The sequence below is a fragment of the Chitinophaga sp. Hz27 genome, from assembly GCF_042263525.1.
Classification (GTDB): domain Bacteria; phylum Bacteroidota; class Bacteroidia; order Chitinophagales; family Chitinophagaceae; genus Chitinophaga.
Window position 1 is genome coordinate 160,400 of sequence record NZ_JBHKFJ010000005.1, and the last position, 14,437, is coordinate 174,836.

The window sequence follows — 14,437 nt, forward strand, 5'->3', positions numbered from 1 at the left end:
GAAGATTACGAAACAACGTTTAGACCTGAAATAATGCGTATCTTCATATAGTAATTTATAACGATGGAACTACGCTATTTCACGCCAGATTTATTATTACAACCATATATCAAACACTATATGATTATCAGCAGTGATGATGGTATAGTGAATAATGTATTACCAGATACCAGTATCACGCTTAGTTTTAAATTGACGGGAGATGTGATGCATACCCGCGATGGCCATGCCAGCAGTGTGGCGGCCGTCGGCATTGCAGGCATCCGCAAAACAGCGCAGGAAGTGGCTTATATGCAACGCACCAGCATGTTGCTGGTAGCCTTCAGAGAAGGTGCCGCAGGCGCATTTTTTCGTACGCCCATGCACGAAATTAATGGCATGATGCTGGGATTACATGAATTATTACCGCAGCAGGAACTTCGAGATATCAGCGAAAAACTACAGGAATCTACTACTACTGTTTGCCGAATAAAAATAATAGAAGACTGGCTTCGCAGCCTGTTGCAACCTGCGGGCAGTTATGCAATGGTGCAACAAGCTGTTGCCGCCATAACGGCCGAAAAAGGAAATATACGTATAGCCGATCTCGTGAAAGACTTATATGTAAGTAGAGATCCTTTTGAAAAGAAATTCAGACAGGCAGTAGGCACTACCCCAAAAAATTTTGCCGCCATTGTACGACTCCGGCATATCATCACTTCTTACGATCCATCGAAATCCCTGACAGCACTGGCTTATGAAACCGGCTATTTTGATCAGGCCCATTTCACCAAAGATTTCAAACAGCTTACAGGATTAGCACCCCTCGATTTCTTCCGCAACGAGCGGCATTGGTAAAAAATGATTTTTTACAATTCTCCCCTCTCTCTCCTGGCTAATTTTACACTGTAAACATTCAATATATGAAAACAGTGATGATTAGTATGGCGATGGTTTTAGGCGTGCTGATAACAGGTAGCAGCGTATATGCCCAACAACCGCAGCAGCTTCCTTCTCACCCAAAAAACAATAGTCCCATGAAAGAGTATGTATTTATCGTAAGCGTAAATCCTAAGCAATTAACCCAGGAGCAGATTGAAAAAGTTCGTGCCGGCTGGGATAAGGTAACCGCCGAGTGGAAAGCCAACAAGCATTATCTATACGGTAATCCTGTGGTACAGGCAGGTGTGATCGTAAGCGGTAACAATAGAACGGTGGCCCAGGAAGAGCTGGGAGATGCTATGCGTGTTGTGAGCTTTATTAATATTGAAGCAGAGAGCGACGAACAGGCATTGGAACTTGCTAAGATGGTTCCTGTACTTGATTTCGGCGGCAAAGTAGAAATCCGTAAGCCATTGCGTGCAGCCGTTCCAGTTAGCAGCTACTAAAGATTTTTGGCAGATGCGTGAAATCAGCCCCCGATAGCGGAGCTGGTTTCACGCATTTTATTTAAATTGCCATAAACCTATATTACTTATGCTAAAGAGACTGATATCCCTGATGGCAGCATTATTGCTGATAGTAACCATCACAGTTGCCCAGCCACCTAAAGGCCCTGCCAATCCAAATGCTAAATACGGCGCAGGCGCTACTGCTCCAGGTGCGGTAGATGCCTCCAAATTACCAGGACTATTAAAAAATGATACGGGTAAACTAGCGGTAAAAATCCAGGCTAAAGTATTAGACGTTTGTCCCAAGAAAGGCTGCTGGATGAAATTACAGGTAAATGACAGTACCACTGCATTTGTAAAAATGAAAGACTATGGCTTTTTTGTCCCCCTGGACATCAAAGGCAGAACCATCGTTTTAGATGGCGTTGCCTACCAGCATGTTACCTCAGTTGCTGAACAGCGCCACTATGCTGAGGATGCCAAAAAACCACAGGCAGAGATAGATGCGATTACTGAACCGTTAAAAGAATATCGCTATACGGCCAGCGGCATCTTAGTGCTACAATAATAAAATAATCTGCTCAAAACTCATTACTGTAACGGCTTTCCTCTACTGGAAGGCCGTTGTGCTTGTTGAACAATTCCTCGCCACTCGTTGTTTAAAAGTAAAAGCTATCGGCTATGAAAAAGATTTTTTTACTGCCGGTATTACTGCTGACATGGCTTCTGCTACCGGGTGATAAATTGTTTGCCCAAAATAAGCCTGACTATGTGAAAGTAATGACCGACTCCATGAAAAGCAGGTTATCTCTCAATGATGACCAGTACCACAAAGTGTACGACATTAATAAAAACTTCTCCGACAGAATGACTACCCTGCGCAAAGATAATAGCATAAGCAGGAACGAAAAAGGAAAACAGATGAGAGGTATTAGTGAAGAAAGAGATGGAGAACTGAAGAAAGTACTGAATGACGACCAGTACAAAAAATACGAAGAGAACAAAGCGGAAAGACGTGAACATGCAAAAGAAAAATACAAAGAACGTCATGAACGCCGCGAAGCAAAAGAAAAAGAAAAAGCTAACGAATAAGCGTCCTATCACAGATTTATAAAAAGCAAACCCCTCCAATTGCGGAGGGGTTTTGCTTTTCATGAATCATTCAATATCGTTCACTGCACTATTTCATCCACCATACTTTAACAGTAGTAGAGTTACCACCCATTGCAGCCACCTGTGTTTTGAAGTTAGCCGCATTATCAATAGACTCACTTTCGGGATATTGCAACCTGTTGAAGTTCATATACTGATTAGGGTTGCCATCACGCGGTGTGCGGCCTGTACGGCGCCAGAGATTATAAGCCAGCCATGGCTGACGGAAATAACTCAACCATTCCTGTGCATAGATTTTATCCAGCAGCTGGTCATCAGTACCAGTGAAAGCCACTTTTGTATTTGTCAGTAAGGCATTCATTTCTGCATCCGTAGGACTTGCTGGCGCTACTGCCGCCCAATTGTCATTGGTCACGTTGGTATTATGCGCAATATTATACCAGAAGTTTACGGAAGATTTAATACCGGCTGTATACTCCGTACCCGCAGTGGTCATATTTTTTGTTACACCTAATCCTCTGGCATTGGCTTCTGCTTTGAGGAAATGAACTTCCGCAGCAGAGAGCATTACTTCAGGCTGATAATAAAGATCTCTAACCAGGTAGTAATTGAATGGAGAATAGATGCAATTATCTTTGTTGGTAATATCCGCATCACGTTTATCCTGGTATGGATTGGTAGGATCGGTACCTGCCGCCGGGCCCAATGGCGCCCAGTTTCCAGCCTGATTTGTTTCGAAGAAGAGTTTTGCTCTTGGATCAAAAATACCGGCGGTAGTTTTATCCGTTGCCATCATATTCCAAACGGTGGTGCTGAGACGGAGGAAACGATGCGAAGAGAATGCCCAAAAACGGCTATCAGTAAGCACTTTCAGCATTTTCCCAGGCCACATACCTACATCTTCCCCATCTTCTATCAACGGCACGCCACTCAATGCATACTGGATATATGGTGTTGCTGTAGCAGGATCTTTTTCTACCATCTGTATCGCCTGACGCAACAATAAAGCGTTGGCAAATTTCTGCCATAGCAGCATATTACCATTGAAGAACGTTTCGCTGGAACCCAGTGTCACATATGGTTTGCCAGCAGCGGTGGTGGCACTACCAGTTTTAATATGTGTAGATGCCCATTTGAGATTTACCAGCAAACTATCATAAATTCTTTGCTGGCTATCATATATCGGACGGAACTCGCTGCTGTTATTGCTATACGCCCTGGCTGCGCCGAAATAAGGCATATCCCCGAACTGATCGGTCATACGGAAGGTTTTGTAGGCGCGTAGTATATAAGTAATGGCCTGCACATTATTCATTTCCTCCTTATCACCGCTATAGGCGTTGATCTGGTCCTGGATGACGTTTAAGTTTTGTAGTGTATTGTAGTAATCTGTCCAGAGATCGTTGGCGCCATTTTGTACAAGATAACCGGAGCTACCTGCAATGGAACCCAGTTGTGTTACCGGATAGTACCACTCATTATGTACTGCAGCCTGCTCCTGCCCCAACAGGAACATTGTGCTGATCACACCATTAACCAGTGGCCCGGTGGCAGCAGATACCGGCAAGCCCGGAGTTGTATTTATATCCTGGAAATCTTTTGTACATGCACCAAGCATCATCGCTGCGCCTGAAACGTATAACCAGATTCTATTTGAAAATTTCATGAGATCACATTTAAGAATGAACAACACTTGTTAGAATGAAACCCTTACCTGGAAACCAAAGGAGCGTGCACTAGGGAGCGACATATACTCTAGTCCCTGTACGTTTCCTGCGCCATTGATACCTTCCGGATTGATGTTATCAGGTAATTTTGAGTAGATGTAGAACAGATCTCTGCCCACCAGGGAGATATTCGCGGATTGGAATACACGGGTACGTTTAACAATATTATCCGGCACCTGATAGTTGAAAGAGATCTCTCTCATTTTCACCCATGTGTTTTCAAAAACAGAAGTAGAGTTGATCCAGTCGCTACCTTTTGCGCCGCCACCAATATCGGTGCTGCTCCACACACCATAAGGCATATATTTATAGTAATAGTGAACAACCTGATCATTTACTTTTCCATCTTCATAAACGCCTGGTAAGATCACACCCCAGTTGGTTTTGGTGCCATCAGGCGTAGTATATGGAAGTCCGCCTCCATCTCTTTCTTTCAGCGTTTCACGTGCCTGTCCCTGTTGCATGATAGTGGCATAGGTACCTGACCATACGTCGCCACCGATTTTGAAATCAATCAATGTACTTATGGTGAAGCCTTTCGGTAAGGTGAAAGAATTGGTGATGCCACCTGTCAGTTTAGGCGTGGCATTACCAATAGGCACGAGATTATCCGTAGCCTCGTAGATGGTTCCTTTCATTTCAGGATGACCATAAGGCGCTGATGCTAAGATTCTGCGGCCTTGCGCATCTTTTTTGAAGTCGTAGCCATAGATAGTTCCCAGCTGATCGCCTACTTTAGCGGCTACCAGTGGTCCGTGGCTACCGTTATCATTCCATACGCTACCCATGATCACGCGTTCAACGCCTTCAGATAAGCCCAGCAACTTGTTGCTGTTATGTGCAAGGTTCAGCCCTACATTCCATCCAAAATTGTGATGGTTTACCACTTTGGCATTCAGGATCATTTCATAGCCAGAGTTTTCCAGCTCACCGCTGTTAACAATGATCTGGTTTACACCAGCACTGACAGGCAGCGGAGAGTTTAAGATCTGGTTGGTAGATCTTCCTCTGTAATAACGAAGATCGAGGTTGATCCGGTTGTCCATGAAACCCAATACCAGCCCGATGTCTGTGGTGGTGTTGATAGCAGGTTTATAGTTCAGTGCAGGCAGTGATGTTGGCAATTGTATGGATGTCTGACCAGCGAAAGTATTTACCTGGTAATTGTAATTTACCTGATAAGGGTTAGGATCCACCGCCGCTTTAGCCCATGCCACGCGCAGTTTACCAAAGCTTAAAATATGCGGATCTGTTTTCAACAGGTCTGAAAATACAAAGCTACCAGCCACGGAAGGGAAAAAGTAAGACCATTGGCCTTTTGGCAGTGCGGAAGACCAGTCATTACGCCCTGTAACATCCAGGAACAGATAATTTTTATACGAGAGGTTCATGAAGCTGTATAAAGAATTCATACGCTTGCGCAGAATCGCTTCTGTAACAGGATGCGGGTTGTCGAGGTAGGTACCTGTATTCAAGGAATATACGAAAGGGATAGCCCAGTTATCATTATAACCATAGGAGCCATACATATCTCTTCTGTAAGAAGTTCCACCTACAGAGAATTTACCATTGAACCCACTATTGAAAAGTTTGTCTTTATGCAAGGTGGCGATGAAATCCATGTTGCTGGCATTATCACGTTCCAAACCATGGCCATAGTAGCCTTTCAGACCAAGTGCATCGGTAGGGGTGTTTTTAGTGGTCAGCTCATTGGTGTTGTTATCGAGGCCGCCACGGAGCACGATGTCCAGGAAGGAGGTAGCTTCATAGTTCAGCTGTATGCCGCCCAGGAGTTTTCGTTTATCCAGTGTCGTATTATTTTGAAGGAGGTTCCATACCAGGTAACCGCCGTTACCTACCCAAGGAAAGCCACTGAGTGTATTCTGTGATCCATCAGCATTTTTATAGGTATCGATATCTTCTCCTTTATAGTTTCTGCCAGCATTATATATCAGCCTTTTCTGCCAGGAGCTACCATCGTTGTTACCTAACTGCGGAGGGTTATGATAACTGTTGATGATATACGAAGTAGTGATTTGTGCAGTTACCTTTTTGGAAAGACGCATATTGGTTCCCAGGTTAAAGGTATTGCGATTGTAGCCGCTATTAGGAACGATGGCGGTATTATCCAGATGAGTGAAAGAACCGCGGATAGAACCCCATTCATTGCCGCCGGAGAAGGCAACATTATGTGTGGATTGCTGGCCGTTGCTATACAATAGCTTCACATTATCCGGCTGTGGTGTATTTGCTTTCATAGTGCCATCCCACCATTTTATCATGGTGCCATCCATTTTAGGCCCCCACGAAAGACCAGAGCCTGCCCATCCTACCTGGTTCCAGGTATCGACGCCATAAGGACCGGTACCGGTTTTAGGATCTACGAACAAGCCATTCCAGCCATCGGTGAGCATCGGTACATTGTTATTATCTCTTGGATAATCAGGTGCGTTCAATGAGGTCATACCACCCGCGCCATATTCGTTCTGCAATTTTACAAAACGGTATGGTTGAACAGTTTTATAACCAAAGGTATAATCGAGGCCCAGGCCATTGCGTTTAGCACCTTTTTTCGTTGTGATGAGGATAACGCCATTGGCGCCCTTACCACCATACAAAGCTGCGGCAGTAGGGCCCTTCAGTACGCTCACAGATTCAATATCTTCCGGATTGATCATGTTGATTGGGCTACCATAATCTTTAGGAGAGCTCGGACTTTTAGCATCTGATTTATCACCGCTTAACAGTGCACTACCAGAAGGGTTGTTGCGTACATCATAGGTGCTGGGCATGTCGTTGGCCATAGGCATGCCATCCACTACGATGAGTGGCTGGTTGTCGCCCTGGATAGTGTTATTACCACCGATAACGATGCGGGTACTACCACCATCTACGCCGTTGGGGGTGGTGACATTCACACCAGCCATTTTACCACTTAATGCATTGATGATATTGGGTGCATTAGACCTTGCCAGTTCGGCGCCTTTTACCTCTTCCTGAGAGAAACCAAGCGCACGAACACTTCTTTTAATACCGAGTGCCGTCACTGCAACACCGTCGAGAGAAGTCGCGGAGCTGGTCATGGTAACGTTGAGGTTAGGGTTTTGTGCTACCGTTATACGCTGGGTGGTAAACCCCACAAAAGTAAATACCAGTACATCGCCTTCGTTGGCATCGAGAGAGAAGTTTCCCTGTGCATCGGTGGTGGTACCTTTGGAGGTACCTGCCACTACCACTGTAACGCCGGGTAATGTGGTGCCGTCAGTGGCGCGGACGTTCCCACTGATTTTTTTGCGGAAGGCATCCATCGCCTCCATGTTGATCGCCAGCTTATTTTGTTTTTTGAGCACGACTTGCTCGTTGATAACTTCATAGGTAAGATGCAGTGGTGTGAGAATACGCTCCAGTACATCACCGAGGCGTTCTTCTTTGGCATTGAGCACCACCCGCTGATGATTCGTCAGCGTGGCATTGGAATACGTGAAGTTGACGGAAGTTTTTTCCGTAATTTTTTTCAGCACTCCTTTCAGTTCTGTTGGAGGCAGATTAAGAGACAGCCGCGTATTCAGGATCTCCTGCGCACGCGCCCCATCGGCAAAGGCACAGGTGATAAAGCATAGCAGCAATGATATTTGTAACAGAGCAACCCTCATAAAAAATATGACATAGCGGTTGGAGTTTGCAAATTTGTGCATAACTTCAAAATGTTTTGTAGTGATTAATTAGCGTTAATAGAGCAAAACATGCCCTTAGTGAAGTGGAACAGACTTCACTGGGAACCAGGATTGGTGGCGGTGTTAGCGCATCGCCACTTTTTTTTAAAGATGGAATTCTCAGGTAATCGTCATTGATAAATCGTTTTACTTGATTTTGGTTAATATGATACGAGTAGTGAATTTCCTTACCAGTCTCAATTACAAGCCTTCCCGGAGATAAACACTTCCCCTGCTGTAATAGAATAGTTAGCATTAATGGCGGAGCAAATGATGCTCAGCTTATCTTCAAATGATTCTTTAGTGATATTCGTGGTAATACTGCATTTCGCATAGGTCTTTTCATCAGCGTGGATTTTGATGCGATAAGCGATTTCCAGTCTGGCAAAAACGTCCAGTACGCGTGCTTCGTCAAAAACAAAAGTAGAATCGTTGGTAATCTTGAATGTCTTCAGCCTATTGGTATTTGGTTGTTCGGCTACGAACGCTGTATTTCTTGGGTCATAGCTTACCTGGTGATTGGCGGTCACCACATAACTTTTGCTGGTATCAGCTTTCGGGCATACGGCTATTTTCCCTGATACAACAGTAACGACAGTTTTGCCGGTATTATCCTGGCCAATATTAAAGCTGGTTCCTAATACTTTGATGGCTACATTATCTGTATATACAAAGAATGGATGACTGATATCTTTGGCCACATCGAAGAAGGCTTCTCCTTTTAGGAATACTTCTCTCCTGTTATTTTGTAAAAAGTTATGATGTTGAATACTGGCGCCGGTTTTCAGCAACACCCTGGAACCATCGGTGAGGTAAGCCGTTGTATTAACGGAGCTGTTGTTGGTGCGGGTAATGAGCGGCTCATTTTCCGCAGCAGCCTGCCCTTTTTTGCTGCGTCCGCCACTGTGGAGGAGGAGGAAAGTGGCAGAGAGTATCAGCAACAGTGCGGCTGCGGCGGCAATGCGGAAAGAGAAACGCCTTCCTATCTTTTGGGATAATGGAATGACAGGCCTTGAATTGGATTCTTCCATTGACATTTCAATCCTGCGATGGATATCATCTTCCATTCCTGCAGGAATAGCTACTGCGCTTTGCAGGTGCAACTGTGCAGCTATAGCACGGGCATCCAGCAATGTTTGCTGTTGTTCCGGATGTTGTTCCTGCCACGTATTCCAATACTGGCAAGTTGCTTCATCGGGAAATAATACCCATTTTATAAAGCGGTCATCTTGCAGAAATTTCCAGATGGCATCGTCAAAATTCTTCATGCAACGTGAATTATGCACGGCATTTATGTTGCCGTCTATAGGTATATGACAGCAACAACATTTTTATACTCAAAAATTTTAAACTTTTTTTCTGATTTATAAAAAAAGATGGAAGGTTTCCAGTAGACGGGGCGCAAACCCTGATGATTCAAGGGTTTCCTTAATACGGGTAAGGGCACTGTATAATAAATTGCTGACAGACTGGTACTTCATCTGCATCATATCAGCAATTTCGGCATTGCTAAGGCCCATATAAAAGCGAAGGGTGATTATTTCCTGCTGCCTCCTGGAAAGGCGGCGTATAGCCTTATCCAATATATCTGTACGGGAACCGGAAATTTCCGCATCAATAATACGGTCCTCTGCGGTCAGCTCTTTGCCGGACTCCTCCAGCGTTTGCGCATACTGGTGAATTTTACCGGCAGCATTGCGGTAATTGTAATTGGCGCGTATTAATTTATACTTGAGACTTTTGCAGAGATAAAAGCGGATATTATCTGTATCAGATAATTGCCCCCTGGTATTCCAGAGTTCTATAAAGAGATCGTGGATAAGGTCTTTTAATTTCTCATGGTCATCACAAAATCGAATACCATATTGTAATAACAGCGCAGTATACCCCCGATAAATCTGCGTGAAAGCTGGCTTATCTCCAGATTTAAATCGAGTCCATAAATTCTGCTCATCAAGTATATTCACTATCGATCCTGGCATGGCATGCACGATATTATAGGGAATAGATTTCGGTTGTTCTTACGGTCACTACTGGCTTCAATGTAAGATAATTTTTCTTATCTGCAAATAAGAAAAAGCTATGTCAATAAAAAAAGTAATACAACAGACATCTACCCTACTGCTAACCCAATGCATAAAATCTTTATCTTCACTTAACTAACCATTACTATGCTATTTATCCAATTAACCGGTTTATCAGGCGCCGGGAAAACCACGATCGCAAGCCTGGCCGCAGCCAGCCTTAACAACCAGGGACATCCCACTAAAGTTATTGATGGAGATGTATACCGCCAGACACTTTGCCGAGACCTTGGCTTTTCTAAGGCCGACAGGCAGGAAAATATACGGCGACTTTCTGCCGTAGCCGCTGAAACGGCTGCCAGCGGCACCATTGCCATACTTTCCGCTATCAATCCCTATGAGGATACACGTTGTTGGGTGGAAGCTAACCACCAGGCCTACACGGTTTGGATAAGTTGCCCACTGGATGTATTAATGCAACGAGATACAAAAGGCCTCTATAAACGTGCCATGTTGCCGGATGAAGATCCATTAAAAATACATAACCTCACGGGCGTAGATGATCCATATGAAATACCTGTACAGCCAGCGCTGATGCTCAGTACTCACCTGGAATCCAGCACCGATTCGGCTACCAGACTGGTAGTATTTATCCTGCAACAAATTAAGGTATTGGGGAGATGATCCTCGTTTGTTTTATTTCGTCTAGTTGCTGATATAAAGACATGCCTTCGAGCATATAGGATGGTATGTCTGTTATTTCCGGATCGCCTGTAAACAGCTGTGTCGGGTACTTTGCATGAAAACGCGTACGTGCCAGCATACGCTGTTGCAAAGCTGCATCAGGCATGTAGGCTGCTACCTCCAACAGTGATTGCAACATATACTCATTACCAGCTTTATAATTGACCAGCCTTGCATTGCTATCACTAGCATGTATATACGTTATTTTCTCCAGGTAGCGTGTAATCAGCCAGGAGATGTATTCCGGGTTTTGCAATGGCAGGTCGTCCCAGCTGCAATTCATCAGCGATGCAGGCAGCATCCCCCTGAAGAAATGAAAGCCATGCTGGTTCATCTGGCTGCGTACCACCTCCATCGGATGACGATACAACAATATAAAAGGTGTGTGCGGATACCAGGAACGCAGCAACTCATAATAAAACAGATGCCAGCTATCTAGTTTGATAAACAGGCGCTCTTCCGTTCCCAGCCGCCGCCTGGACAACAAGCTAACCACCGCTTTGAACAGGTTTTCCCGGTCAAAGGTCACCTCCAATTCCATTGATTCACTTCTCAATATACTATCCAGCATTTCAATTTCTGATAACACCACATTGCTGCTATCTTCTGCCAACATCTGCGATATGGTGGTAGATCCACAGCGAGATATATGAAACACAAATGCCGCAGGTTCCAGGCCTGGCTGTAGTTTCGACAGCTCAATAATTTCTTCGGGCGTACTAATACAGGTGAAACTTCTGAAAGTACGCGGCTGCTGCTGCTTCAGCTGTTGAATGGTATCATGAAAAAATGGTGCATTAAAAGGATGTTTACCAGCATCCAGCCACTCGAAATGGAATTGACCTGAATGGGTATTTACCTGATAAGGAATAGTATCAGCCAGTATATGCATAAACGTTAGTTAGAGAAGGAAGCTTTCAGTTGCGCAATCAATGCCTGATTAGGTGTTGGATGATTTTCCAGTTCAGCGATCATCAGTTGCAATGTGTTTTTATCCATGACAGCCTGCGAAGATGGCAGTGGAAACCCTTGCTGGGAGAACAATTCATCGGTCCAGTCGTTACGCAGTGCATCAATCACAAGATGCACTCTGTCTACCGGACTATTATTCACCACACTATGCAGATAGGTAAAATCTGCATACCAACATTCCCCTGCTTTCATCTCCAGTCTTACATCATCTAACATAAAGATGACTTCAGGGTGTGTGATAACGGGAATGTGTATACGAACATTACCATCCTTATATCCGGTGTCAAGATCGCGGTGCGGTTTTATCATGGCGTCTTTCCCAAGACGCAATAGCCGCACAGCTTCCAGCGGACAATTAAACTGATGGAGTATATACGAAAAGTAAGGTGTTTGTTGTAGTAAGTCCGTATCCTTAAAAACGGAACCGGCAAAAGAGCTGATATCCTGTGGCCTACCAGAAGCGGAGCGCAAGGAGATACTATTCCATTCGCCGATATAGTCTTTCTGATTAAAATGTGTTGGCCATTGTAGTGCCATACAATGTTGCAGATCCTGCTGCATCGCAGCAGGATCGAACTTATAAGGAAGTTGAAGAAATCTGTTTTCAGCCATAGTGTGTTGGGGTGTTGCCCAACAAAAGTAGACAAATAACAGATAGATTAAAGTATCAGTTCCATTTGAATATTTGCACGTTCGTAAGGTGTAGGTCTGCCGCCTACTTTGCGGAAACCTAATTTTTCGTATAGGCTGATAGCTGGTTTCAGCATTGTATTACTTTCCAGGTAAATGGCCCTGGCGCCCAGCTCCCGCGCTTTGTTGGCAATAGCGCTACCTAACAGCCAGCCAAGATTTTTTCCTCTTGCTTCCGGAGATACGGCCATTTTTGCCAATTCATATTGATAGTCCGGGTCGTCCATTTTTATGAGCGCGCAGACACCCAGTGGCTTACCATCCAAAAGCGCTACCAGTATGTAACCACCTTTATCGAGGATATAACCTTCCGGATCATCCAGGGCTTTATAGTCCGCCGCTTCCATCTTAAAATAATGGCTAATCCATTCTTCATTTAGTGCGCGGAAAGCGGTTTTATATTCCGGTGTATAATTTACGATTTGCACGCCACTGCTTTCGCGGCGTTTCTTTTGTTCCTGCACCCTGCGCAGTAGCGACTTCTGTTCCAGCAGATACTCCCACTCACCGATGGCACGCCAAAGATCGTGCTGGGTCTGGGATTGTAACTCATCGATGGCAGCGGTTACATCATGGTACTGCGCCTGGATGCGACGTGCCACTTCCTGACCTTCAGCAGTCAGACTCACTACCGTTTTGCGGCCATCTGTCTTGTCTTTCTTCTCTTTTACCAATCCTTTCTTTATCATTTCCCTGACGATCTTACTAACAGAAACGTGAGAATGCCCTATTTCCTTTGCGATGCCAGTAATGGTTTCAGATTCATGCTGCGTGAGCACATAAAATACCGGGAACCATTTTGGTTGCAGGGATACGCCAAATAAAGCATAGATCTGTTCTGCATCTGCAGCTATCTGGTCAGTCAAAAATCTCAACCTGCTGCCTATCGCCATTTTTCCTACCTGATCGAAGAAGTTCATTTTCAAATATTTTACGTAAACAATTGCGTAATCAGTTACGTAAATTTAGAAATATTTCAGGAATTTCAAAATAGATTTTAATTTTTCAGGAATCGCGGAAGCAGCCATACTTATGTTCGAGGGAAGAGAGATCGCATTCGAGGTCGTGGCGATCCCAACCAGCGCTGTTTGCTGCCGCTTCATAGGTAGACTCGAGGAAATCCATCAACGCAGCTTCCGGGTCAGCCGATTGCTGAACCACATCATAGTTCAGGAGGAACTCTCCCATTTCTGAGCTATAAAAAGCGCCTGCTGGCCTTACCGGCTGTGTGGAAAATGCAGCAGGCGGCGGATAGGCGTAAGAATAGAAAGCGGCCTGCGGATAGGCATCGCTGCCAGGCCAGAAGCCACAAGAGCTCACTTCTTTGGAATAAGCTTCCTGCATAACGGCAGCGGGCATATTAGGTGCTTCGCCCTGGTGTACCGGCGCATTACGGCCGGAAAAGCGAGTAACTGCCAGATCAAAAGCCCCCCAGAAAAAATGTATAGGGCTTACCTTTCCGGTGAACTTGGCCCGGAAACGCAGAAATACATTGTAGATCTTCACCATAGCCCGCCAACACGCCTGCATATGGGCTTCATTATAGGTTTTATGCGTTACATCCACCGGAAACGGCACGGCATCAGGGATTTCGCTGGGCACAGGAAAAATCGCGACATCTATCTCCAGCTTCTCAATCCTCTCAAATATCTCTCTGTAAAAATCAGCCACAGAACGAGCTTCCAGCTTCATAATCTCCCTCCCTCCTTCGCTGGTATCAATGACCAGCTCATGGCGGAGAAAATTAAAGTCTATCTGGAAAATGCCATACTGGTAAGGCACACTTCCTGTAGTCAGGCCATCTGGCGTAATGTATAAAGTCACATGCCAGGAGTGATTAAGCCAGGGCATCTTACGGAGCCGAATCTTCCCAACGATTTGCGTCCAAAGATGTACAGTCGCCAATGTATCTTTCCACTCAGTGTAATTAAGTATAGGCCATGCCTGCCTGCTGTCCGTCATATTTCTTTATTGAGAGATGATTAATAAGATACCTGTTTATGCTAAACAAAGAATTATAGGGAAGGTTTATCTCCTGCCAGGTAAGCCTGAAATGCAATACCTTTATAGCACCATCAACTGAT

13 protein-coding genes are annotated in these 14,437 nt (G+C 44.8%); 5 read left to right on the forward strand and 8 right to left on the reverse strand.

What is annotated here, in order from left to right; genetic code table 11:
- Positions 1-63 precede the first annotated feature (63 nt).
- From ACE38W_RS12760 to ACE38W_RS12775, 4 genes are all read left to right on the forward strand, one after another.
- A complete protein-coding gene (locus tag ACE38W_RS12760) occupies positions 64-837 on the forward strand; it encodes a helix-turn-helix domain-containing protein (protein WP_375831372.1) in 774 nt (257 codons plus the stop codon).
- A gap of 65 nt (positions 838-902) precedes the next feature.
- Positions 903-1,367, forward strand: coding sequence for a YciI family protein (locus ACE38W_RS12765; protein ID WP_375831374.1), 465 nt, complete (start codon positions 903-905; stop codon positions 1,365-1,367).
- A gap of 88 nt (positions 1,368-1,455) precedes the next feature.
- Positions 1,456-1,938 (forward strand): DUF4920 domain-containing protein, encoded by a 483-nt coding sequence (locus tag ACE38W_RS12770; protein ID WP_375831376.1) that lies wholly within the window; start codon positions 1,456-1,458, stop codon positions 1,936-1,938.
- 113 nt (positions 1,939-2,051) lie between these two features.
- A complete protein-coding gene (locus tag ACE38W_RS12775; protein ID WP_375831377.1) occupies positions 2,052-2,462 on the forward strand; it encodes a hypothetical protein in 411 nt (136 codons plus the stop codon).
- Positions 2,463-2,550: 88 nt separating this feature from the next.
- On the opposite strand, the gene ACE38W_RS12780 is transcribed toward ACE38W_RS12775, so the two are convergent.
- The 4 genes from ACE38W_RS12780 to ACE38W_RS12795 form a co-directional block, all read right to left on the reverse strand.
- Positions 2,551-4,149: a SusD/RagB family nutrient-binding outer membrane lipoprotein gene (locus ACE38W_RS12780; RefSeq protein ID WP_375831379.1), complete on the reverse strand. Its 1,599-nt coding sequence runs from the start codon at positions 4,147-4,149 to the stop codon at positions 2,551-2,553.
- 30 nt (positions 4,150-4,179) lie between these two features.
- Entirely contained in the window at positions 4,180-7,905 is a 3,726-nt protein-coding gene (locus ACE38W_RS12785; RefSeq protein WP_375831382.1) for a SusC/RagA family TonB-linked outer membrane protein, read from the reverse strand.
- A gap of 215 nt (positions 7,906-8,120) precedes the next feature.
- Positions 8,121-9,191, reverse strand: coding sequence for a FecR family protein (locus ACE38W_RS12790; RefSeq protein ID WP_375831384.1), 1,071 nt, complete (start codon positions 9,189-9,191; stop codon positions 8,121-8,123).
- A 96-nt stretch (positions 9,192-9,287) separates the two neighbouring features.
- A complete protein-coding gene (locus ACE38W_RS12795; RefSeq protein ID WP_375831387.1) occupies positions 9,288-9,905 on the reverse strand; it encodes an RNA polymerase sigma factor in 618 nt (205 codons plus the stop codon).
- Positions 9,906-10,094: 189 nt separating this feature from the next.
- Between ACE38W_RS12795 and cysC the strand changes: the two genes are divergently transcribed.
- The gene (cysC, locus tag ACE38W_RS12800) at positions 10,095-10,631 is read left to right on the forward strand and encodes an adenylyl-sulfate kinase (protein WP_375831388.1); all 537 of its coding nucleotides are present in this window, start codon (positions 10,095-10,097) and stop codon (positions 10,629-10,631) included.
- Here the strand turns inward: cysC and ACE38W_RS12805 are convergent.
- The 4 genes from ACE38W_RS12805 to ACE38W_RS12820 all read right to left on the reverse strand — a co-directional run bounded on the left by ACE38W_RS12805 (position 10,612) and on the right by ACE38W_RS12820 (position 14,315).
- Entirely contained in the window at positions 10,612-11,583 is a 972-nt protein-coding gene (locus tag ACE38W_RS12805) for a hypothetical protein (RefSeq protein ID WP_375831389.1), read from the reverse strand. The genes cysC and ACE38W_RS12805 overlap by 20 nt on opposite strands.
- A gap of 5 nt (positions 11,584-11,588) precedes the next feature.
- A complete protein-coding gene (locus ACE38W_RS12810) occupies positions 11,589-12,275 on the reverse strand; it encodes an aspartyl/asparaginyl beta-hydroxylase domain-containing protein (RefSeq protein ID WP_375831391.1) in 687 nt (228 codons plus the stop codon).
- Between the two features lie 47 nt (positions 12,276-12,322).
- Complete coding sequence (locus ACE38W_RS12815) at positions 12,323-13,273, reverse strand: GNAT family N-acetyltransferase (RefSeq protein ID WP_375831392.1); 951 nt, start codon at positions 13,271-13,273, stop codon at positions 12,323-12,325.
- Between the two features lie 85 nt (positions 13,274-13,358).
- A complete protein-coding gene (locus tag ACE38W_RS12820; protein ID WP_375831394.1) occupies positions 13,359-14,315 on the reverse strand; it encodes a DUF5996 family protein in 957 nt (318 codons plus the stop codon).
- Positions 14,316-14,437 lie beyond the last annotated feature (122 nt).

Excerpts from the sequence above, each read along its gene's own strand:
- ACE38W_RS12785 (WP_375831382.1), bottom strand. The coding sequence starts at position 7,905 with ATGCACAAATTTGCAAACTCCAACCGCTATGTCATATTTTTTATGAGG.
- ACE38W_RS12765 (WP_375831374.1), top strand. The coding sequence starts at position 903 with ATGAAAACAGTGATGATTAGTATGGCGATGGTTTTAGGCGTGCTGATA.
- ACE38W_RS12795 (WP_375831387.1), bottom strand. The coding sequence starts at position 9,905 with ATGCCAGGATCGATAGTGAATATACTTGATGAGCAGAATTTATGGACT.
- cysC (WP_375831388.1), top strand. The coding sequence starts at position 10,095 with ATGCTATTTATCCAATTAACCGGTTTATCAGGCGCCGGGAAAACCACG.
- ACE38W_RS12815 (WP_375831392.1), bottom strand. The coding sequence starts at position 13,273 with ATGAACTTCTTCGATCAGGTAGGAAAAATGGCGATAGGCAGCAGGTTG.
- ACE38W_RS12805 (WP_375831389.1), bottom strand. The coding sequence starts at position 11,583 with ATGCATATACTGGCTGATACTATTCCTTATCAGGTAAATACCCATTCA.
- ACE38W_RS12760 (WP_375831372.1), top strand. The coding sequence starts at position 64 with ATGGAACTACGCTATTTCACGCCAGATTTATTATTACAACCATATATC.
- ACE38W_RS12770 (WP_375831376.1), top strand. The coding sequence starts at position 1,456 with ATGCTAAAGAGACTGATATCCCTGATGGCAGCATTATTGCTGATAGTA.
- ACE38W_RS12790 (WP_375831384.1), bottom strand. The coding sequence starts at position 9,191 with ATGAAGAATTTTGACGATGCCATCTGGAAATTTCTGCAAGATGACCGC.
- ACE38W_RS12820 (WP_375831394.1), bottom strand. The coding sequence starts at position 14,315 with ATGACGGACAGCAGGCAGGCATGGCCTATACTTAATTACACTGAGTGG.
- ACE38W_RS12810 (WP_375831391.1), bottom strand. The coding sequence starts at position 12,275 with ATGGCTGAAAACAGATTTCTTCAACTTCCTTATAAGTTCGATCCTGCT.
- ACE38W_RS12780 (WP_375831379.1), bottom strand. The coding sequence starts at position 4,149 with ATGAAATTTTCAAATAGAATCTGGTTATACGTTTCAGGCGCAGCGATG.
- ACE38W_RS12775 (WP_375831377.1), top strand. The coding sequence starts at position 2,052 with ATGAAAAAGATTTTTTTACTGCCGGTATTACTGCTGACATGGCTTCTG.